This window comes from Flavobacterium araucananum (genome assembly GCF_002222055.1).
In the GTDB taxonomy this organism is placed as follows: Bacteria; Bacteroidota; Bacteroidia; order Flavobacteriales; family Flavobacteriaceae; genus Flavobacterium; species Flavobacterium araucananum.
In genome coordinates this window covers 12,883-35,946 of sequence record NZ_MUGS01000086.1, presented here as the reverse complement: position 1 = coordinate 35,946, position 23,064 = coordinate 12,883, and the positions used below count along the sequence as shown (strand labels likewise).

General features: G+C 35.1%; 16 protein-coding genes and 1 pseudogene. 13 read left to right on the top strand and 4 right to left on the bottom strand.

The annotated features are described in order from the left end of the window. The first annotated feature begins 43 nt into the window (after positions 1–43). From B0A64_RS25335 to B0A64_RS23915, 6 genes are all read left to right on the top strand, one after another. Positions 44–217 (top strand): hypothetical protein, encoded by a 174-nt coding sequence (locus B0A64_RS25335; protein ID WP_165769874.1) that lies wholly within the window; start codon positions 44–46, stop codon positions 215–217. Between the two features lie 80 nt (positions 218–297). Beyond that, positions 298–489: a hypothetical protein gene (locus B0A64_RS23935; RefSeq protein WP_089481975.1), complete on the top strand. Its 192-nt coding sequence runs from the start codon at positions 298–300 to the stop codon at positions 487–489. Positions 490–558: 69 nt separating this feature from the next. After that, positions 559–1,698: an HlyD family secretion protein gene (locus B0A64_RS23930; RefSeq protein ID WP_089481974.1), complete on the top strand. Its 1,140-nt coding sequence runs from the start codon at positions 559–561 to the stop codon at positions 1,696–1,698. Positions 1,699–1,711: 13 nt separating this feature from the next. Continuing rightward, complete coding sequence (locus B0A64_RS23925) at positions 1,712–3,880, top strand: peptidase domain-containing ABC transporter (RefSeq protein ID WP_089481973.1); 2,169 nt, start codon at positions 1,712–1,714, stop codon at positions 3,878–3,880. Between the two features lie 193 nt (positions 3,881–4,073). After that, positions 4,074–7,214 (top strand): SusC/RagA family TonB-linked outer membrane protein, encoded by a 3,141-nt coding sequence (locus B0A64_RS23920; RefSeq protein ID WP_089481972.1) that lies wholly within the window; start codon positions 4,074–4,076, stop codon positions 7,212–7,214. Between the two features lie 11 nt (positions 7,215–7,225). Beyond that, the gene (locus tag B0A64_RS23915; RefSeq protein WP_089481971.1) at positions 7,226–8,701 is read left to right on the top strand and encodes a RagB/SusD family nutrient uptake outer membrane protein; all 1,476 of its coding nucleotides are present in this window, start codon (positions 7,226–7,228) and stop codon (positions 8,699–8,701) included. 230 nt (positions 8,702–8,931) lie between these two features. Here the strand turns inward: B0A64_RS23915 and B0A64_RS23910 are convergent. Further along, a pseudogene (locus B0A64_RS23910) lies at positions 8,932–9,417 on the bottom strand (virulence RhuM family protein); the annotation flags it as partial. Between the two features lie 528 nt (positions 9,418–9,945). Here B0A64_RS23910 and B0A64_RS23905 point away from each other — a divergent pair. The 4 genes from B0A64_RS23905 (at position 9,946) to B0A64_RS23890 (ending at position 13,779) form a co-directional block, all read left to right on the top strand. Further along, a complete protein-coding gene (locus tag B0A64_RS23905) occupies positions 9,946–11,400 on the top strand; it encodes a glycosyltransferase (RefSeq protein ID WP_089481970.1) in 1,455 nt (484 codons plus the stop codon). 271 nt (positions 11,401–11,671) lie between these two features. Beyond that, positions 11,672–12,268, top strand: coding sequence for a TetR/AcrR family transcriptional regulator (locus B0A64_RS23900; RefSeq protein WP_089481969.1), 597 nt, complete (start codon positions 11,672–11,674; stop codon positions 12,266–12,268). A gap of 6 nt (positions 12,269–12,274) precedes the next feature. Then, a complete protein-coding gene (locus tag B0A64_RS23895) occupies positions 12,275–12,502 on the top strand; it encodes a hypothetical protein (protein ID WP_089481968.1) in 228 nt (75 codons plus the stop codon). Positions 12,503–12,522: 20 nt separating this feature from the next. Beyond that, the gene (locus B0A64_RS23890; RefSeq protein ID WP_089481967.1) at positions 12,523–13,779 is read left to right on the top strand and encodes an MFS transporter; all 1,257 of its coding nucleotides are present in this window, start codon (positions 12,523–12,525) and stop codon (positions 13,777–13,779) included. A gap of 46 nt (positions 13,780–13,825) precedes the next feature. On the opposite strand, the gene B0A64_RS23885 is transcribed toward B0A64_RS23890, so the two are convergent. From B0A64_RS23885 to B0A64_RS23875, 3 genes are all read right to left on the bottom strand, one after another. Next, positions 13,826–14,872, bottom strand: a complete 1,047-nt coding sequence (locus tag B0A64_RS23885; protein WP_089481966.1) for a hypothetical protein — start codon at positions 14,870–14,872, stop codon at positions 13,826–13,828. 208 nt (positions 14,873–15,080) lie between these two features. Further along, on the bottom strand, positions 15,081–16,109 hold the full coding sequence (locus tag B0A64_RS23880) for a PQQ-binding-like beta-propeller repeat protein (RefSeq protein ID WP_089481965.1): 1,029 nt from the start codon (positions 16,107–16,109) through the stop codon (positions 15,081–15,083). After that, positions 16,100–17,326 carry a hypothetical protein gene (locus B0A64_RS23875; protein ID WP_089481964.1) on the bottom strand — a complete coding sequence of 409 codons (1,227 nt, stop codon included), beginning with the start codon at positions 17,324–17,326 and terminating at the stop codon, positions 16,100–16,102. The genes B0A64_RS23880 and B0A64_RS23875 overlap by 10 nt, the downstream gene beginning before the upstream one ends. Before the next feature lie 426 nt (positions 17,327–17,752). On the opposite strand from B0A64_RS23875, the gene B0A64_RS23870 reads away from it, so the two are divergent. The 3 genes from B0A64_RS23870 to B0A64_RS23860 all read left to right on the top strand — a co-directional run bounded on the left by B0A64_RS23870 (position 17,753) and on the right by B0A64_RS23860 (position 23,062). Further along, positions 17,753–18,313 (top strand): RNA polymerase sigma-70 factor, encoded by a 561-nt coding sequence (locus B0A64_RS23870; RefSeq protein WP_089481963.1) that lies wholly within the window; start codon positions 17,753–17,755, stop codon positions 18,311–18,313. A 112-nt stretch (positions 18,314–18,425) separates the two neighbouring features. Continuing rightward, complete coding sequence (locus B0A64_RS23865; RefSeq protein ID WP_089481962.1) at positions 18,426–19,346, top strand: FecR family protein; 921 nt, start codon at positions 18,426–18,428, stop codon at positions 19,344–19,346. Between the two features lie 326 nt (positions 19,347–19,672). Next, complete coding sequence (locus B0A64_RS23860; RefSeq protein ID WP_089481961.1) at positions 19,673–23,062, top strand: SusC/RagA family TonB-linked outer membrane protein; 3,390 nt, start codon at positions 19,673–19,675, stop codon at positions 23,060–23,062. The last annotated feature ends 2 nt before the right edge of the window (positions 23,063–23,064 follow it).

The window sequence follows — 23,064 nt, the reverse complement described above, 5'->3', positions numbered from 1 at the left end:
TTTTAACATTGGCTTTATTTTTTAATTATTAATACTTTTTATTATGAATTACATTGAATTAAATCTTGAAGAATTAAATGATTTTGAAATTGAAACCACTGAAGGTGGGGGCTTTTTTTATGAATTAGGAGCAGGGGCACATATGATCTGGAATTCTGTAAATAAATTTCTTGATGAGCATCCCGATATGACTTCGCATAGTCGTCAGGGAATTTAAATTTTGTAAGTTTGTTATGATAAAAAAATCTATTAAAAATGATTTTATTTTATAATTTATGTATGTTTAAAAGTTAATCCATGAAACAAATTACCATTATTTTATCTGCAGTAATCTATTTTACTATTATTATTATCTTATTGAGAAAATATTCTGACAATCATATTATATCCTTTTTATCAGGTGTTTTTGGTATGTTGGGAATTGCCTTTTTTATTTATATGATTAGCGACAAAAATCATTACTTAAAGAGGAAATTATTTAAAAAGTAAAATAAATTTTTCATTCAAAAATCTCTTTCAAAAATCTTAAGAAAGAGATTTTTTTTTACTAAAAAAAAGATGAATTTCAGTTCAGATCCCATAAATACACTCGAGAATCTTATTTCAAAAAACAAGACAAAAAGTATTTCGATATATTTTGTAATTGTTTTGGCAATTATAATTTTCTTGATTTTGTTGCCTATGATAAAAGTTGATATCAGTAGTCAGAGTCGTGGTATTGTTCGCAGCAGAACTGAAAACGTTCCTCTTTCAACAATAGTAAGCGGTCGTGTTGTTTGGTTATCTCTTAAAAACAATGCTTTTGTACAAAAAGGCGATACACTTATAAAAATCTCTAAGGAAAATCTTGAAAGTGACAAAGACACACAGGATATATTATCCGGTTCTGTTTCAGCATTATTACATGATACTTCAAGTCTTTTACAAAACAAAAGTGATCATTTGTCTACATCAGCAGCACGAGAAGATTTATTAAAATTTGAATCAGGTAAAAATGAATTGCAGAGTAAAATATCTCAGGCACAACTAAATTATAACCGCAATAAAATTTTGTATCAAAAAGATATTATTGCAAAAGCAGATTTTGAGAAGATTGAATACGAGTTGCGCTTAACAAAACAAGCATTACTAAGTTTTATTAGCCAGCAAAAATCAATGTGGGAAAATCAGAAAAGAGATTTAGAAGAGCGCCTGAAAAACCTGAACGGAACTGTTTCTAAAATAAATGTAGAATCGCATAATTACAGTGTTTTGGCTCCTATTTCAGGTACTATAGAAAATTACTCAGGCATCCAGAAAGGATCTTTTGTAAATGCCTCACAACCTATTGCAACGATTTCATCAGCAGATCATCTTATTGTCGAAAGTAATGTTTCTCCAAATGATATTGGTTTAATTAAGAAAAATCAAAAAGTAAAATTTCAATTAGATGCTTTCAATTACAATCAATGGGGTTTGTTAGACGGAAAAGTTATTGATATTGATCAAAATATAACAATTCAGGGAGATCAGGCTTTTTTTAAGGTGCGATGTGCTCTAAATTCAAAAAGCTTACATCTAAAATCAGGTTATCAAGCCAGTGTTTCTAAAGGCATGACCTTAACCACAAGATATATAATAACCCGCAGAAGCTTGTTTGATTTATTATTTGACAAAGTAGATGACTGGTTAAATCCTAAAACAATTATCAATCGATAATTAATACTAAAAAATGGCATCAATAAAAATTAAACAACATGATATTAAAGATTGTGGTGCTGCTTGTTTGGCATCTATTGGAAATCATCACAGGGTTAATCTACCTATAGCAAGAATACGCCAATACGCCAATACAGATAAGCGTGGTACCAATGTATTGGGCATTATTGAGGGGGCAGAGAAAATGGGTTTTACTGCAAAAGGAGTAAAAGGTGGTATTGATTCTTTAGACAAAATACCGTTACCCGCAATTGCACACATCATTACAAAAGAGCAATTGCAACATTATATAGTGATTTATAAGGTTGAAAAATCAAAAAAAGAGAATCAATCAAAAATTGCAGTAATGGATCCGGGGCCTGGAAAAATAGAGCATTATACTTTTCAAGAATTCCAGAAAATATGGTCAGGCGTTTTAATTCTTTTTGCACCCAATGAAGATTTTAAAATTGCAAATGAAAAAAAATCGCCAACAAAACGTTTTTGGGATTTAATCCAGCCCCATAAAATTATTTTAATTCAGGCTTTAGTTGGTGCTATTCTATTTACTGTTTTGGGGTTGGCAATGTCGATTTATATACAAAAAATTACAGATTATGTTTTGGTAGACGGCAATAGAAATCTGCTTAATTTGTTGAGTATTTCTATGATTGCTGTTATCTTACTTCAGGCGTATATAGGTTCAAAAAAAAGCATTTTTGTCATGAAAACAGGTCAGTTAATCGATGCTAAATTAATTCTGGGTTATTATAAACACCTGCTTCATTTGCCACAAAGGTTTTTTGATACGATGCAAATAGGCGAAATCACTTCCAGAATAAATGATGCGATAAAAATTCGTTCGTTTATAAATGAAGTAGCAATCGAAATGATTGTAAATGTTTTTATTGTCATTTTTTCATTTGCCTTAATGTTTACCTATTATTGGAAATTGGCTTTGGTAATTTTACTTGTAATTCCATTTTATGCAGCAGTCTATTTTGTTTTAAACAAATTCAATAAAAAAGTAGAACGAAGCATTATGGAAAATGCAGCCGAACTTCAAACTCAGTTAGTAGAAAGTATTACTCATGTAAGGACTGTAAAAGAATTTGGAATAGAAGATTTTTCGAATTTAAAGACAGAAAACAAGTTCGTAAAACTATTGTTCAGCACTTATAAATCTGGACTAAATGGGATTTTTGCTGGCACCTCTACACAATTTTTAGCTTCTGTTTTTACCATTATCTTAATGTGGATTGGATCCGGATATGTAATTGACAGGAACATTACGCCTGGAGAATTGTTTTCTTTTTATGCTTTGATTGGATATTTTACATCGCCTGTTGCATCTTTGATAGGCATGAATAAAACCGCACAAAATGCATTAATAGCAGCCGACAGACTTTTTGAAATAATGGATTTGGAAAGAGAGGCAACAGAAAATAAAGTAGAGTTGAAAAGAGAAAGTATTGGAGATATAAAATTTGAGAATGTTAGTTTTAGATATGGTTCCCGGATAGAAGTTTTTAAAAATTTTAATGCTATATTCAAAAAAAACGAAACTACAGCTATTGTAGGCGAAAGCGGAAGTGGTAAAACGACATTAATTTCATTATTGCAAAACTTGTATCCCATAAAAGAAGGTAAAATCTATATTGGAGACTATGATAGTCAATTTATACATTATAAAAGTTTAAGACAATCTATAGGTGTTATACCGCAACAACTTAATTTGTTTTCTGGAAACATTATCGAGAATATTGCTTTGGGAGATCCGTTTCCTGATATCCAGAGAGTTTTAGATTTATCAAAACAATTAGGGATTAACGATTTTGTAGAAAAATTACCAAATAGCTTTGAGACTCAAATAGGTGAAAATGGAGCAATGTTATCTGGTGGTCAAAAACAGCGAATTGCAATTGCAAGAGCACTCTATAAAAATCCTGATATTTTATTGATGGATGAAGCAACATCATCATTAGATACAAATTCTGAAATGATCGTTAAACAAACCATAGACAACTTCAAAAAAGAGGGTAAGACAATTATTATTATAGCCCATAGACTAAGCACCATTGCAAGTGCAGACAAAATTATGGTTATGCAAAACGGAGAAATTATAGAGTCTGGGAACCATCATGCTTTATTAGAGAAAAAAGAAAAATACTTTGATCTATGGCAAAAACAAAGTTTGGTTTAAAGATTTCACTATTTTAATTTCAAGAGTAAATATCTCAAAAATTTACTCTCGTTCTGTTATCAAGGGCAAATAGTACCTTCGTTATTTTATTTTTAAGAAATAATCTAATAAATTAATGATATTTAGAAAATAAATTAGTTTCTGTAAGATATATTCCTCATTTTTGTCAGATTATTAACCAATAAAATTTGACATGAGGGTAAAATTTAAATGGATTATAGCAACTATGATGTTGTTAATCGCTCAAATTTCTGTTTCGCAGGAAAGAAAGATTTCGGGAATGGTTTCAGATAACCGAGGACCAATTCCAGGAGTCAATATTCTTGTAAAAGGTACAAAAAGTGGTACTCAGACAGACTTTGATGGTCAGTTTTCTGTTCAGGCAAAAACGGGCGATGTACTTGTGTTTTCGTATATGGGAATGCAGGATAAAAGTATGACAGTAGGAATTGCTTCGACAGTACATATTGTCCTGCAAGAAGAAGGAAAAACATTAGACGAAGTGGTAGTAGTGGCGTATGGCAGTGCAAGAAAATCTTTGTATACCGGCTCTGCCACACAAATAAAAGCAGAACAACTGGAAAACAGACCACTAACCAATGCACTGTCCGTTTTAGAAGGAAGCACTTCCGGAGTTCAAATTCAGAGTTCGGCAGGACAACCCGGAGCAGCACCTGCAATCAGGATACGCGGATTTAGCTCTGTCAATGGTTCAAACACACCTTTGTATATTTTAGATGGAGTTCCGTTTGCCGGGGATATCAGCAATTTAAATTCTAATGATATCGAGAGTTTAACGGTCTTAAAAGATGCTTCTTCGACATCACTTTATGGTTCAAAAGCGGCAAATGGGGTTATTATCATTACCACAAAAACAGGAAAGTCAGCCAGAGATAAGTTCTCATTACACATGAGTACAGGGATGACCTCACGATCCATAAAAGAGTATGACAGAGTCAATGCCTACGACTATTATCCTCTGGAGTGGGAAGCCATTAGAAACAGCCGTCCTATGGCAACACAGGCACAAATTGATGCCGCTAATGAATATGCGTCCGGCAGAGTTCCTGTAGTTTTGGTCACTAATCCGTTTAATGTTCCCGGAGCAAGTATCGTAGGAACCAACGGAAAATTAAACCCCAATGCACAATTGTTATATCCTCAGGATCTGGATTGGGCAGCACCTTTGCAAAGAGCAGGAGTGCGCCAGAATGTAGATTTGTCGTATCAGGGAAAATCAGAAAAATCAAACTATTTTGCCTCTCTCGGACATTTAAAAGAAGAAGGATATATTAGGAAATCAGATTTTGAAAGAACAACAGCACGTCTGAATTTGAATACAAGCCTAAAAGAATGGTTTAAAACAGGAATTAATATGTCCGGTGCCGTAACAAATTCAAAATTGGCAGTAGATGGTGTAGATAATACAGCAGCCTTTAGTAATGTTTTTAGAACTGTACGCTATATGGGACCTATATATCCGGTTTATGATCATACAGAAAATGGTGCTTATGAGCTAGACGCCGCAGGAAATAAGATATATTCTACAACCCGGGGTTCCGGTGCTTCTAATGGTCGAAATATTGTGTACGAAACATTAAACAATACTAATAATGAAAAAGGATTAGCACTCTCGGCACGGACTTATTTTGAAATAACTTTTTTGAAAGATTTCAAATTTACTACGAATGCTTCTATCGATAAATCGTATTTTAACAGAACTTATACGTACAATACTGAGATTGGCGATGGTGCCCCTACAGGTTTAATGAGCAAAGAAGATACTATCCTGACCGGAGTAACTTACAACCAATTGCTTAATTATTCTAAGAAAATTGGCAATCATAATATTTCGGCATTAGCAGGTCACGAAAGTTTTGATTACGAAACTAATTTTACAACCGGAACCAAAACGGGTCAGGTAGTTCCGGACATTAGAGAGTTTATAAATTATGCCACTACTACAAACTTAGACTCTTACACCAGAAATTATGCTACAGAATCTTATTTTTCGAGAGTTGGATATGATTATAAGGACAAATACATTTTTTCGGCATCGTTAAGAAGAGACGGATCTTCAAAATTTGCAGAGAACAATCGTTGGGGAAATTTTTGGTCCTTTGGAGGTGCCTGGAGAATGTCTAAAGAAAATTTCTTGACCCATAATTCCTGGATCAATGATTTGAAATTAAGAGCTTCGATAGGCGAAGTGGGCAACGACTCTCATATCAGTAACAGTGGTTTGAGCTTTTATGTAAGTCAGCCTACTTATAGTCTGGGTTATGATAACGGCAATGAAGGCGGTATTGTTACAGATGCGGCAGGAGCATCGAATTTGAAATGGGAAGTAAATACTCAAAAAGATATAGCCGTAGAATTTGCATTGTTTAAAAACAGGCTAAAGGGGAGTGTAGAGTATTACAACAGAAACACAAACGGACTTATTTTTTCAGTACCCAATGCGCTCTCATCAGGTTTGGATAACCGGGTCGAAAATATTGGCTCGATGTACAACAGGGGAGTTGAGGTTTCGATGGATGGTGTGATTCTTAAGATCAATGATTTTACTTGGAATTTGAATATAAACGCCTCAACGATTCATAACGAAATCACGAGTTTGCCCCAAAAAGAAATTGTTAGCGGTACCAAGAAACTTGCTGTAGGGCAGTCGTTGTATGATTACTGGCTAAGAGCCTGGTATGGTGTAGATCCTGCAGACGGATATGCCTTGTACGTTGCAGATCCTGCCTTGATGGTCAATAATGATCCTGCCGCAAGGGTTGTAAATGGAGTAAATGTAACCACAGATCAAAACAAAGCTTTGTATCATTATGCAGGTTCAGCAATTCCGGATTTGTTTGGAAGTTTTGGTAACACGTTCAAATACAAAGGAATTCAGCTCGAGGTTTTATGTTCGTATCAAATAGGGGGTAAAATGTACGATTCAAATTATTCAGGTTTAATGCATACCGGTAATAATTACGGATCAGCTTTTAGTACAGACATTCTAAGAAGATGGCAGAAACCCGGAGATATTACAGATGTTCCGCGACTGGATGTTAATAGAAATACACAATCTTCTGCTGCTTCAGACAGATGGCTAACAAGATCAGACTATCTGGCTTTAAGGCAGATTAATTTATCGTACAAAATTCCTGCTGATTTGATATCGAAACTCGCTATTGAGAATGCTACAGTTTATGTAAACGGCGAAAACTTATTGCTGTTTACAAAACGTCAGGGAATGGACCCTACTCAAACTTTTAACGGTACGACTCAAAACAGATACATTCCGTCAAGAATAATCACGTTAGGATTTAACTTAAACTTTTAAATTTCAACAGTATGAAATCAAATGATATAAAACAGCTATTTTCTATAATAGCAATATTGGTCTTAACATCCTGCTCGAAAGATTTTTTGGAAAAAGAACCAACAGAATTTGTAGACTATAATGCGGCGACCAAAACCACAGAAAATTTAATGACGACTTTAAATGGTATTCACAGATCTTTATATATTAGATACGAATCGAATCAAAATGAATGTGGCTTGGGCGGATTAATGCAGCAAACTGATATTGTAGGCGATGATATTGTTTTTCCGGTTACAAACGGTTGGTTTTTGGCAGTGTACAATTGGAGCGGATTAAGTAATGAAAATGCTCAGGACGTTCGTTTTCCGTACCGCACTTATTATCGAATCATCAGAAATGCAAATACTGTTATAAATGCCGCAGATGTTGCTATTGGGTCAACTGAGGATAAAAATATCGTAAAAGGACAAGCCTTATTGTACCGTGCTTTTTGCCATTTTCAGTTGGTGCAGTTGTTTGGGAAGAGATATGTAAACGGAGAAACGAATGCTCAACAGGGTGTACCGATTATTCTAACGGTTGGTAACGATAATTATCCGCGTTCTACAGTCGAGGAAGTTTATACTCAAATTAATAAAGATCTCGATGAGGCAAATGTTTTGCTAACAGGATATCTAAAACCAAATAACTCTCATCTGGATCTCAAAGTAGCTCAAGGATTAAAAGCTCGTGTATCCCTGACTCAGGGCAATTGGGCAATTGCTGTTGATTATGCTAATCAGGCAAGATCAGGAATGAATTTAATGAATGTTACAGAATATAAAGCGGGCTTTAATGATTATAACAATAAAGAATGGATGTGGGGCAGCCATATTAACGAAGTTCAAACGGATTATTTTGGGAATTTTGGTGCTTATATGTCCCGAAATTACAATTCGACAGTAATACGCTCTTGTCCAAAAGCAATTAACAGCAAATTATATAATTTGATTCCACCATCAGATGTACGCGCTACTATTTTTAGCAAAGACGGTAAACATCCGGGGCTTTCTTTGGCAAGTAATTTTGCAAAATTCCCGTATACAAGTCAAAAATTCTTATCGATAAGTACAGGCGATAGCAGGTGCGATGTACCTTATATGCGTGTTGCCGAAATGTATCTTATAGAAGCCGAAGCAAAAGCAAGATTAGGTCAGGCTGATGCTGCGATACTACTTTTTGATTTCGAAAAAACAAGAAACCCTCAGTATGTTTTATCTGCCAATACCGGACAAGCTTTGGTCGAGGAAATACTAGTGCAAAGAAGAATAGAATTGTGGGGAGAAGGGTTTCGGTTTTTTGATCTCAAGAGAACCAATTCAAGCCTTGACAGAACAGGAGCAAATCACGATTCTGCAATCGTAAACGGAGTTCTAACGGTTCCTTCAACCGATAAAAGATGGCAATGGTTGATTCCCAGAGCCGAAATTAATGCAAATCCGTTAGTGAAGCAAAATGAACTCTAAAATTTTATGGGTAATTAAATAAAACGAAACTGTCCGGGATTTATTTCGGGCAGTTTTTTTGTTTTTAAACTAAAGGTCTTATAAAAACAAATTTTATAGCCCAGACAGAAGCGGCATCCTTTTTCTTCCGCGGCTGCGGATGAAAAAGATACAGCGGATGGCTGGAAATAGCTTCTTAATTATTAAAGTATTTATCAAAGATATCAGCAAATGTTGATTCGTTTTGACGTTCGAATAAATTTGAAATCCATTGATTCAGATATTCGAATCTCACGAATGCGTTGCTGCAATTCGTTAAAGTAATTCATCGTATTACCAGATTTAAAACGATCATCATTTAACGCAAAACCTTTTACAATATATTCTTTTAGTCGCTGGGTTGCCCAAATACGAAATTGCGTACCCTGAAGGGATTTTACTCTGTAACCTACAGAGATTATGACATCAAGATTGTAATGTTTAACATTTTTTTCTTGTGTTTTTCCCTCAATAGCACCATGTAAAGAGGTTAGTCGGAAATCCCGACATACCACTTTTTCGTCAAGTTCGCCTTCTTTAAAAACATTAATAATATGCTCCGTAATAGTAGATCTTCCTTTGCCAAAAAGCAACGCAATTTGTGCCTGAGTTAGCCAAACTGTTTCTTCTTCAAGTCGCACATCGATTTTAATATTGCCTTCCAGATTTTGATATATAAGTATTTCTCCCGTGTTCATATTAATCTATTCTTTCCTAAAATTCGTTCCTATATTCTTTTACTCTCAGACTGTTGATGCGCAATTACAAAAAATAATCTGATTGCTAAAGTATTGAATAAAAACGTAAGATTAGTAGATAAAACCGTTAAGGATATGAATAGCTATATATTTTATGAATGAATTTTGTTTTTATTTTAATAAAGAAATTTCTTATAAAGGTAATTACCCTAGCCCAGACAGAAGCGGCATCCTTTTTCTTGCGCAGCTGCGGATGAAAAAGATACAGCGGATGGCATGACAATAACAAATCCCAAAACCTCCCAAACCCCCAATAAAACTGTATACTGTATCCTGAAAACGTATAATAATTACACACATCAAAAACACTAAAAATAGTTAAACTGCTAGAAACCAGTAAAAACTGATAATGGCACAAGGCTTGCAAAATGGGATAATGTAAAATCCTTATTGATAAATGAAAATAGAGAATCAGTAGGAAGCAATTTTAAATAAAAGCCCATACAAAGCAATCAAAAGTAGTGTTATATGAAAAGTGAAACCCTAACAACAGAACAATTTTATACTTCAAATCCAGATCGTAGTACTGAACAAACCTTAAGCAGTTCCATTTTTCGTATTAGTAATGACAAGGTAACATCAAAGAAAGTAAGTGAGCGCACCAAAAGTAAATTTGGTTTATTTGTTTTGGTAAGCACTTTTATCTTACTGTTTGCCGGAGCTTATTCTGTGTATTATTTGCAAGCGGACTTTGATCAGTTTCAGATCGACAGAATGAATTCGTCCTGGGGATTTCCGTTTCTGGTAGTTGCGGGATTGTTATTCTTTTTCCAGACTGGAGTTTTTCTATATAACGCTTACTTGTACATGAAATACAAACCAATCGAATCTGTTACAGATGAGTTGTTGCCAACATGTACGGTGATTGTTCCTGCGTATAATGAGGGAAAACTGGTTTGGGATACTTTGATGAGTTTGGCCGAAAGTGATTTTCCGGCACATAAACTGGAAATATTAGCGGTAGATGACGGAAGCAAAGATGATACATGGTACTGGATGCAACAGGCTAAAATAAAATTAGGAGATCGTTTGACGATTTTTCAACAACCTGTAAACGCAGGAAAACGTCATGCCTTATATCGTGGATTCGAATTGGGAACGGGAGAAATATTTGTAACCGTTGATAGTGATTCGATTGTAAAAAAAGATACGTTACGCAACTTAGTAAGTCCGTTTGTGGTAGATGAAAAATGTGGCGCAGTAGCAGGAAATGTTCATGTTCTGAATAGCAAAAAAGCAATATTACCAAAAATGCTTAACGTAAGTTTTGTCATGAGTTTTGAGTTCATGCGTTCTGCCGAAAGCAAATTGGGTTCTGTACTTTGTACTCCGGGAGCAGCAGCAGCCTATCGTAAAACGGCAGTATTTGCTTGTCTTGACGAATGGATCAACCAGACTTTTATGGGACAACCATCAGATATTGGCGAAGATCGTGCGATGACAAATATGATCCTGAAACAAGGACAACATGTATTGTTTCAGAGAAATGCTTATGTATTGACCAATGTGCCGGAAGAATACACCGGGTTATACAAAATGTTTATCAGATGGAGCAGGAGTAATGTTCGTGAGAATATCGCAATGGGAAAATATGTTTTTACAGATTTTAGAAAAGAATCTAAATTTGGTGCCCGTCTTTTATGGTTAAACCAGTCTTTGAAAATTGTTATGGCATATCCGTTTATGATTTTTATGTTTTTGTTTATCGCCATGCATCCGTTGTTGTTTTTGAGTTCAACACTTTTGGGAATATTAATCGTATCGAGTTTTCCGGTATTATTTTATGCTAAAAGATACAATTTGTCAGACTCGCTTTGGGCGTATTCTTATAGTGTTTTTTACACCTTTAGCTTATTCTGGATTACACCATACGCCATTGTTACAGCCAATAAAAGAGGTTGGTTAACACGTGGGTTAGCATAATAAAATAATAGAATTAGATTAGAAATAGAAATTGATTTGTTTTTGAAACTCCTGCTCCTCTGAGCAGGAGTTTTTTTATGGAGTAAAATGTCGAGCTTATTTTTTTTATCTATAAGCCTAAAAATAATTTTCATAAAGATTATAATCAGTTTAATCCATTTAATCTGTGGTAAAATAATTATTTCTCCCTGACTTATAAAAGAATTAAAAAAAATAATTAATAAAAAAACGTTCATTCATTTATTATTTTATCTTTGTCAAAAAATTTAGCATGAGAATTCGGGATATTGACAAGGAGAAGCTGGTGATTACAACTGCAATTGATCAAATCGTGCGCGACGGATTTCAGGGTTTCAGCATGAATAAGCTGGCAAAAGCCTGTTCGATTTCTGTTGGGACTTTATACATTTACTACAAAGACAAAGATGATTTAATACAAAAAATAGGTGCTGTCATTGCACTTAAGTTTTTTACCGGTACGGTAAAAGATTTTTCGCCCGAAATGTCGTTTGAGGAGGGATTATGGAGGCAATGGGAAAACCGAGCGGCGTTTACCATGAAATACCCCAAGGAAGTTGCTTTTTTTGAAATCATCAAACATTCGCCCCATTCAGAAACCATTCTGGATTCTATTAAAGAGTTTGCAGATTTTAGAATGATCATGAAGGAGTTTATCGATAACGGACTCCGTAACAAAGAACTGGTCCCGATGACATTTGAGGCCTTTTGGGCTGTCGCCTACGGCCCATTATACACGCTGTTGAACTTGCATACTGAGGGTAAGAGTATGGGAGGGAAGCCATTCACGCTTACCAAGGAAATTATGAAAGAAGCTTTTAGCGGAACCATAAAAGCTCTAAAACCATGAAAAATTATGGAAACAAATTTAAACACCATACACATTTTTAAAACAAATATTGCCACTATAGATCCTGCTTGCCAGATGCGAAAAGCACTCGACGACCACCAGGATATAGAGCAATGGAGCATCGATCATGAAGATGTCGATTGTGTACTTCGCGTTGTTTCAGGGGTACTTAAACCCGAAGCAATCATTGGTATGATCAACGAATTTGGTCACGAATGCCAAGAATTAAATTAATAAAAAAATAACCAATTTATATGGAAAAAACATCCGGTGAGAGTCCCGCTTTTACCCTTAATCAAAAAATAATTATTGCCATTCTGGCACTTTTACAATTTACCGTAATACTCGATTTTATGGTCATTTCTCCCTTAGGAGATATCTTAATGAAAACCCTTGATATGACAACGTCAAACTTTGGTTTTGCCGTTTCTGCTTATGCCTTTAGTGCCGGAATTTCGGGATTGCTGGCAGCGGGTTTTGCAGACCGCTTTGATAGAAAAAAACTGTTGATTTTCTTTTATACAGGTTTTATCATCGGGACTGTTTTTTGCGCGCTTTCGTCCAGTTACCTCATGTTGCTAATGGCACGAATCGTTACCGGACTTTTTGGTGGCGTTATTGGTTCTGTTTCTTTGGCAATCGTAACAGATTTATTTGTGATTCATCAACGAGGTCGTGTTATGGGCTTTATACAAATGGCGTTTGCCACAAGTCAGATTTTGGGAATTCCCGTTGGTTTGTATTTTGCCAATAACTGGGGCTGGCATTCGGCTTTTATCATGATCGCAGTTTTAGGAGTATTGATTCTTATTGCGATTATAACCCAAATGAAACCTATTACCAAACACCTCGAATTGCAATCAGACAAAAGTCCTTTTTTGCACCTTTGGCATACATTAAGCAATAAAAATTATCAGGTTGGTTTTATGGCGATTGCATTTTTATCTGTTGGAGGATTTATGTTGCAGCCTTTTGGGAGCGCATTTTTAGTCAACAACATTCATATTAGTCAGCTCGAATTGCCAATGGTATTTTTCTTTACCGGACTTTCGGTACTTTTTATCATGCCTTTGGTAGGGAAATTAAGTGATAAAGTGAGCAAGTTTAAATTGTTTACTGCAGGATCTGTCGTTTCTGTAATTATGATTTTAATTTACACGAACCTAGACCCTATCCCGCTATGGGAAATCGTAGTGATCAATATGATCTTGTTTATGGGGATCATGAGTCGTATGATTCCGGCAACAACACTAAACACTGCTATTCCCGAAATGAAAGATCGTGGTGCGTATATGTCTATCACCTCGTCATTGCAACAAATTGCCGGCGGAATTGCGGCGGTTTGTGCCGGGTTTATTGTACATCAAAAAACAAAATCAGCACCATTAGAAAACTATGATATTTTAGGTTATGTAATTGCTGTAGTGACACTTTCGACCATATTATTGATGTGGAGAGTCAATCAGTTGGCAAAAAAGAGAGATGCTGCCGCAAAAGAAATAAAGATATAAACAAGTATTTGGTTTAAGAATAAAAAAAAGCATGTGAAATATTATTTTACATGCTTTTTTCTAATTCTGGTAGTACCATGTCGAAGGTTTTGGCTGCTTCGATCCGGTCTGTAACGGTCCTGAGAAAATCATTTAGGTTGTCGATGTAAAGTAATATTTGTTTAGGCTTTTTTGAGATTCCAAAGGGCAAAGCAACTGTAATATTTTCTTTTAACTGAATCGAAACATTATGAGGTTCCAAGTTTCCTAATAAGGCAAATTTGACAAGATTAGTACTTTTTTCATAATCACCTTCAAATTTTTGAATTGTAGTAATAGAATCCAGAGGTATTTGTAAAGTCTCAAAAAGCCCGTAACGAATTACTATTTTTTGAGATAATATAAGATGACTTCTAAAAAAAATAGCTTTTAAATGTCCTGTCAGATTAATTAATAAATAGATATGAAGCACCAGAATAACAAAAGCGGCAGTTGCATTACGGGAAATTAGATAGACATGAAGACCAATTGCTTCGAAAACCGAAGCCAACATTAAACCTATATAAACGGCACTTACACCACTGTTGCGATAGCCCGAAAAATTATTTTCGCTGCTTTTATTCCGGGTCCATTTTATAAAACAATAATAGAAAGAACAAACCTCAAAGGCGATCATTTTTCCTAATTTTTTAAACTTGATGGATTTTTTTAAGGAATCAGAAATAATCGAGTATTCGTCTTGTTCTAAAGTGTCTTTTTGTTTTACTGCTTCTCTAAAGTTTTGCATAAATACAAAAGCTTTCCATAACAAGAAAACCAGCAATGCAATGTTCAAATAGATCTTGAATTGAAAAAGAACTTCAAAAAAATTACCTTCCATTTTAAAGATGTACGGAGTAATTTTAAAAACAGAATAAAAAACAAACCAAAAAGTAAATTCGGTTTCGTTTTTAGTGGTTGTAAAATAATAAAACGCGGGTGTCACGATCAAAAACAGAGCAGTGAAAACGGACAATAAAGCCGAATTGTTTTGGATATAATGATGTAAACTTAATAGCGCAATACCAATTTCGATTGTCGCAAAAATAAGTAACGAATTGTATTTTTTTACCATAAAGAGTTTTAAGATATAAATCAAATATATTCCTTAAAATTAGAAATTTTAAAATGAATTATGCTGTTGCATCCTACTTTTTTCTTTCAATAAAATCAACTCACAAAGCATTTATAAAAACAGTTTTTTTAGTTTTAAAATACAAAAAGGGAACAGTATTTAACTATTCCCTTTTGTTGAATCATGATTTTAGAATAAACCAATCGATTTATTTTTGCTCTGCAATTACAGATTTATTAAGTTTAAGAACCCGAATCTTTTTATTGGTATTATCAGACAAAAACAAACGATCATTAAGTTGTGCAATGCCAAGAATGCTTCCAAAAGAATTTTGCCCCATAATATCAGATACATTGACCGTTGCATTAAAATTACGAGCCATAAAATCTGCTTTGGGATAAATGCGCAAGTAGTTGGTAGTACCAATATTTTCTGATGTTACCGCCCAATCTTTACTAAAATTAACCGCAATTGGTTTTGTGTTAAGTTCTGAGACAACCGGTTTTATAGGTTCAGTAAGAGAACTTACAGCACCGGCTTTTATAGCAGCGATGTCGTAATACAAATAGCTTATGGCATCTCTTCCGGCTACAACAAGATTTCCGGCTTCTATATCCATCGAATAGATCTGGTCAAAACCGTATAAAGTATTTAGTTTTGCAAGAGGTTTTAAATTCCAATCGCTTGTATCCGTAATTTGCGAAGTTTCGAAAACTTTAACAGACGTTTCTTTTTCTTTCACGAAAATCAATCCGTCTTTTACCACAATCCCAAAAACGTGTACAAAAGTAGTCCACCATTGTCCGTTTCCAACCGTATTGATTCCGGCATTAGTATTTTCGTCCAGTACAAAAAGTCTCGAATCGACACTACCAACATAGATACGCCCGTTGTCTACAGCAACAGATGAGATTTTGGTAAACGGGATTGTAGTGGTTCCTTTTGTATACCCCGTAATAGTTTTGATATAAGCTAGTGTAACAGCGTTAAAAACTTCGAGAACATCGCCATTGCAAACATATAATTTTTCGTTTGCGATCGTGATCCCTTTTGGGTCTAATGTTCCGGTTCCTGCCCCAATTTGAGCTGCTGTAATCGACGCTTCGTCGCTTGGGTAGAAATAATCATAATTGGTAGGTTCAGCATCTGCTGTGTCTTTGCTGCAATTGGTAAACAGGCAAAGTAATACAAGTAAAAACGGTATTTTGTTCATGATAGTTTTATAGGTTATTTCCATTTTCCGTCTTCTTTATATTTTACTAAAAATGGATTTTTAGGATTTACAGTAAAAACAGGTTTTTTGTAAGTACCTTTTAGATAAGCTGTTTTTGTATATCCTTTTAAGACATCCGGATCTGTAAAAGGAAGATCATTCAGGTAAATCAGATATTTATAAAAATCAGTCAACATTTCCTGTTGTCCGCCACCTTCGCCACTATTGGCTAAGTTGCTGCTATGGTTATAGCCACTATGGTGCGAATATTCGTGTGACCAGATCGACATTTCGCCTTTCCAGTGTCCCGTAATATAATCAGATTCCCATTGCGAGGCCAGAGGACCACCGCCCCAGGCAGAGTCGCCCCCAACCATTGCCATATTCAGAGTTCTGTTATCGATATAAGTATTGTAAGCCTGTTCGATTTGGGCTTTGGTCAGATAATCATAAACGCCATCTTTGTCATCAGCATTCCCGTGCCAGTTTATTGCGCCGTTTACAGCAGTTCCGGCTGTAGCTGCCTGTTCGCGTTTGTATCTGTCAAAATTTATAAAAGTATCATAATACAAAGGGTGACTTATAGCATACGAAAAATTGATAATCATTGTTATCGCTTCTTTTGCCAAAACAGGATTCATAGGCAAGTATTTACCAAATTCGTTCTTATGGTATTGATCGCTAAACTGAACGAGTCGTGCCGATTTAATTTTTTTGAATTTTGTAAATAAAGGATCCGTAGATTCTACCGAAAATTCGATCGCACCAGACGAAAAACCATCAATTTTATCAATCGTAACCGTTTTACCGTTTTCTAACTGATAATCATGTTTGCCTTCTACCAGCGGAAGTTGGTGAAAAGAACGGTGAAAAGCAGGAACTTTTGAAAACTCATAAATCAAAAAGCGTTTGTCATAGTTGGCCAATTTTGCATACACCTTTACATCGCTAAGTCCAACAGGCGAATAAAGTGAAACCTGTACAGAATCTTTTCCTTTCTGGATAATTTGCATCGGTTGGTTTACGCGAAACCAACGGTCTTTGTTGTCATACATTTTTGAGACATTCTCATCATCTTGGAACATCGTCATAGGTCGATTTTCTATTGGTAAAGCACCAGCGTCAATACTAGCCAGATAATTGGGTTCGTAACTGTCGCCTTTTGAGTCATCGTCGCTGCAACCAACAAGTAAGGTCGCGAAGAGAACAAAAGGAAATAAATAAAAAAGGATTTTTTTCATAGGTTTTGGAGGTAAAATTTGGGGTTGATTTTAAAAACGCAAAACTATCAATATCAGGATCAAAAACAAGAGTTTTTTAGAAGAAATTGCTGTTTAAATTTGTTATAAATCCAAGTTTTTTAGAGGAAATTCCCAGAATCCCTTTCAATCCTTAGTCCTCTTATATTTTTGCCCAAATCTAAAATTCCTGCCACATAACCTCGAAGAGACATAATGTTAATACAATGTTTTATAATCAGACCATTTTATTAATATAAACGTAACCTTATCGACCTACCCTCATTTCTAATTTTGGAGACATATTATAAAACCAAACATTGTAGTATATGTCATTTTTAAAATTAAGAATACATCGCAAAAAAAGAATCAGAACAGGTATTTTGGCAACCGCCATTTATTCGCTAAAAAGTACAAAAGTGACTTGTTATGTATAAAGGTTTTACCGATGAGCAACTTGTCGAGTTACTAAGACAAGGCAAAGACAAGGCGTTTGATGAATTGTATTTTAGATATCGTGATGTATTGGTTCGCTTTGTTTATATCAGAATGAAATCAGTTCCCGTCTCTGAAGAAATTGTTCAGGAAGTTTTTACCACCATTTGGGAACGTCGGAAGACCCTGGTGATTCAAAAGAAATTTTCGGCTTATATCTATACTTCAGTTCGATATGTGACTTTAGATTATATAAAATCCCACACCATTACAGATCAATATATAAAAGAAGTCTCGGATCGCAGCAATAATGATTACAACAGCAACAATACAACCGAAGATTCTATTTATTACCAGGAACTGCAACAAGCCGTAGACAAAGCCACTTTATTACTCCCTAAAAAATCGAAAGAAGTTTTTATTCTAAGCCGCATCAAACATTATTCGAACAAAGAAATAGCCGAAGAACTTAATGTGTCGCATGAAACCGTAAAGTATCATATTGCCTATGCGCTAAAATTTATGCGAAACTATTTGGGCGAATTCAACTACTAGGAGGTTGCAAAATAAAAGTTGCGTTTTCTTTTCTTAACACAAGCGTAACCTTATGCACCTACCTAAAAGTAACATTGTCGAGACATACTATTAAAGAGATAAACAAATTATAATGCCTGAAAAATTACATCAAGATATACAACTTTTTTTAGAAGGTAAGCCTTCTCAAAAAGGAGAAGAATTATGGAATAACTGGTACAATCATCCGGAAGATATAAATGACGAAACGAATGTTATAGTCTCTGATCGTTTGAAATTAAAAAAAGAAATCAGACAAATTAAGCAATCAAACAAAGTTATTTTTCTTTCTCATAGAAATTGGACTATGGCAGCTTCTTTAATTTTTTTAATGGGATTATCCTGTTTTTTTTACCTGTCATTTATAAAAACGGTCTCTAAAGAATACGCAACCAAATTGGGCGAACATGCCAAAATTACGCTCAGCGACGGAACTCAAATATGGCTTAATGCAGGAAGTCTTTTAAAATATCCAGTTGAGTTCAAGGGCAGGACGCGCGAAGTGTATCTAACCGGAGAAGCTTTTTTTGATGTTGCCAAAGACAAAGAACATCCTTTTATAATTCATACCGATAAAATGGATACCAAAGTATTAGGAACCAGTTTTAATGTTCAGGCATATCCAGATCATACCACGCAGGAAGTTTCGGTTTTAACCGGAAGAGTAAACGTAAAATCGACCGTTACCGAAGAAAATGTGTTTGTAACTCCGGGACAAAAAGTAGTTTTCAAATCGCACAATAATAAACTACAAGCCTTTACAGACATTCCGGTGAATTCTATTTCGCTGTGGCGAAAAAATATAATTGTGTTCGAAGATGCCCCTTTACCGGAAGTAATCGCCACGATCAATCGCAATTATAATGTCGCGATCCAGATCGATAATAAAAACCTCAATAATCTAAAAATCAGTGCTTATTTTAAGGAATTGCCTGTTAATCAGGTCGTGGCTTTAGTGTGCAATATTATTAATGCCAATTATAAAATCGAATCAGGAACCTATATCATACAATAAGTAATATAGATTAAAAAAAATAGAAGAATTAAAAATTGAGAATTAAAAATTAAAAATCTGCTCGATCTGCGTGATCTGCGAGCAAGAAAAATGAAACACATAGAAACATAGATTTAAAATTAAGAATTAAGATGCTTTTAGAAAATCATGATTTTTTCACAAAGCTATGTGAATTTAAACAAGTGAAACACCTTTTATCGACAAAGAAAAGCGATGTCCCTATGCGTTAAAACAATTACGCAATCATAAGTATTTAAAATTAAGTTAATCAATCATCTACGTAGAAACCAAGCAATAATCCAAACACAAATTAAAACTCCAAAAACATGAATCAAAAACAAATGCGGTATGTTGTAAACTGTCAAAGCATTAAAAAATCGATAGTAACTAAAGCACTATTATTTGCGGCTTTATTTTTTATCGGACTCACAATGAAAGCTGCCAGTGTTGACATTGGCAAAAGAGTAACCTTGAAAGTAGAAAATGAAAGTATAAAAAATGTTTTTCAGAACATCGAAAAACAAGCAGATGTACATTTTATGTACGAAACCAATCAGGTCAATACCAATCAAAAAATCAGTTTAAAACTCAATAACGTAACCTTAGAGCAGGCATTAGATAAAATATGCAGCAATTTTTTCCTGAAATACGAAATTGTAAGCAACAATATTGTCATCAAAAAAAATCAAAAAGTTACTGATGCCGGTCAGGGAAAAATAAACATTTCAGGAACTGTTTTTGGTGGCGATGACGGAATGCCGTTGCCGGGTGTGGGAATAAAAGATAAAAATTCTGATGCTGTTGCAACAACAGATTTCGACGGAACTTTTAAGATGGAAATCAACTCTTCTGAGGCGATCCTTGTTTTTTCGTACGTAGGTTATGTTACACAAGAAGTAAAAGTATCAAGCCTGGATAAAAACATAAGCGTTAAGTTATTGGCAGATATGAAACAACTGCAGGAAGTTGTAGTTATGGGATATGGTAGTGTAAAAAAGAACGAAGTTCTGGGAGCTGTAGGAACTGTTTCTATGAAAGAAACTTCGAGCAGAACCTACAATAGTGCTGCCGAATTGTTGCAGGGTACAGTTGCAGGTGTTACCGTAATTAATAGTGGTGGAGATCCTACGGCTGAGCCAACAATTAATATTCGTGGTATTGGATCGCTGAATGCCGAAACGCCCTTAATTGTATTAGACGGTATTATCTACAGCGGTTCCCTAAACACATTAAACCCAAATGATATTGCTTCGATAAGTGTCCTGAAAGATGCGGCTTCGGCAGCAATTTATGGTGCGAGAGCTTCTGGTGGTGTAATTTTAATTACGTCTAAAAAAGGAATTTCAGACCACATAAATGTCAATGTAAATTATCAGGGCGGAGTTCAGAGTGTGGCTAAAAAGTTGAATGTTTTAAACGCTGCCGAATATGCAGACGCGATGAATACGGCAAGAGATAATGCAGGTTTACCAAGAATTCCGGCTTTTGATCCTGCATTTGAACCAACGGCAAGAACGACCAAAACAAATTGGATGGATGAAATTTTCCAGACCGGTCAAATTCAGGATTTATCGATTTCTGTAAACGGGAAAACAGAGAAATCTAATTTCTTTTTATCAGGAAGTTACAGAAAAAACGAAGGTATTTTATTAAACACCTTTGGAACCCGATATACTGCAAGAGCAAATTCCTCTTTTAAACTGGCACCAAATTTTACATTAGGCGAAAATCTTTCGTATTCCCTGACTGATGGTCAGGCGGCAAATACATCAAGTGGTTATACAGGAGCAATTCTGGCAGCGATCTTTTATCCGCCCAATGCAACAGTTTACAGAGAAGACGGTTCCGGAAATTTTGGAGGAGTTCCGGAAAAATATATTGGTTCTTACGGAGACGTAATCAATCCGGTAGCTTATTTAAAAAGATTAGACAATAGAAATCCTATTTCGACTATTTTGATCAATCCTTATGCAGAGTGGGAAATTATCGAGGGATTAAAATTAAAATCGAACTGGGGGTATACCAGAATTCAAAACAACTCGACTGAGTTTGCAACAAAAATTACAGAACCCGGTAAAATATTCGATTTTAACAGATTAACACAAGCATCTGCAACAACGACCGATTTGTTGAGCGAGCAAACCCTTTCGTACGAGAAATCATTAGGCAAACATAATTTTAAAGCTTTAGCCGGATATACTTATCAGCAAACCAAGAAAGATTTTTATACCGTACAAGGTACAGGTTTTGATAACGAAGATGCATCGCAACGTTATTTGCTAAATGCCAAATTGGTTCAGCAATTAACCGCAGGTTTATCTGAAGAAATTATTTCTTCGTATGTAGGAAGATTAAATTACGATTACAATCAAAAATATTTGATCTCAGGAATTGTTCGTCGTGACGGAACTTCAAAACTTACGGCAGAAAACCGTTGGAAAGTATATCCGTCTGTTTCTGCAGGTTGGTTAATTTCTGAAGAAGAATTCATGAAAGGAATTAATCCCATAGTAAACAACTTAAAATTACGCGGGAGTTGGGGACAAATAGGAAATTTAGGAAATCTGGGACCGTATCAATTTAGCGTACCACTGACCCAGACTCAGGCTCTAATTGGTTCAAGCCCTGTAATTAATTACGGATATTCTGAAAGCGAATTGTCGAATCCTAATTTAAGATGGGAAAGTTCAGAACAAACAAACGTAGGATTAGATTTTACGATGTTCAATAATGCATTGTCAGGATCTGTAGATGCTTATGTCAAAACCAACAAAGACATGTTGGTGCGCGATCAGCTTCCGGGTGTTTCAGGAACTCCGCTGGGTCGAATTGTAAACTCAGGAAATGTCGAAAACAAAGGAATCGAAGCAAGTTTGATGTACCAAAAAACACGTGGTGATTTTAAATTTGATATAACAGCAAATGCAGCATTTTTGAGCAATAAAATTGTATCGATCAAAGATGATTTAACGTCTCTTGAACCTCTCAATCTAAGCAGAGTTCGTAGTTTGCCATTAGCCAATATCTATCAGGTAGGAAGTCCGGTTGGCTCTTTTTACGGATATTCTACAGACGGATTATTCCAGAGTAATGCCGAGGCAAAAGCTTATGTAAATGCCAATGGTGTTGCTTATCAGCCTAATGCTGTAGCAGGAGATATGAAATTTAAAGATGTAAACGGCGATGGCGTAATCAATAACAGTGATAGGGTAGTATTGGGTAATCCTTTTCCTAAAACCACTTTTAGCTTAAACATGAACTTTAGATATCAAGGTTTTGATATGAATGTGTTTTTTAGCGGAGCAGCAGGAAACAGTGTTTTTAATGCTGTAAAATACACTGGTGTAAATGGTTCATTTCCTGGATATAATTTATTGGCAGATGCTAAAAATGCCTGGTCACCAACCAATACAAACACAGATATTCCGGTACTTTCTGCAACGGATAACAATAATAACTTTGGACGAATCTCTAATTTTTATATCGAAGATGCTTCATTCGTAAGATTAAAAAACCTATCAATAGGATATACCGTAAAAGACCAATGGCTAAACGGAAAAGCAAAACTTAGATTCTTTATCTCTGGGCAAAACCTTTTTACAATTACCAAATATTCAGGAATGGATCCGGAAGTTGGATTGAACAACTTTGGAATGGACTTAGGAAAATATCCGCTTTCCCGTATCTATATGACCGGTGTAAATGCAACTTTTTAAAA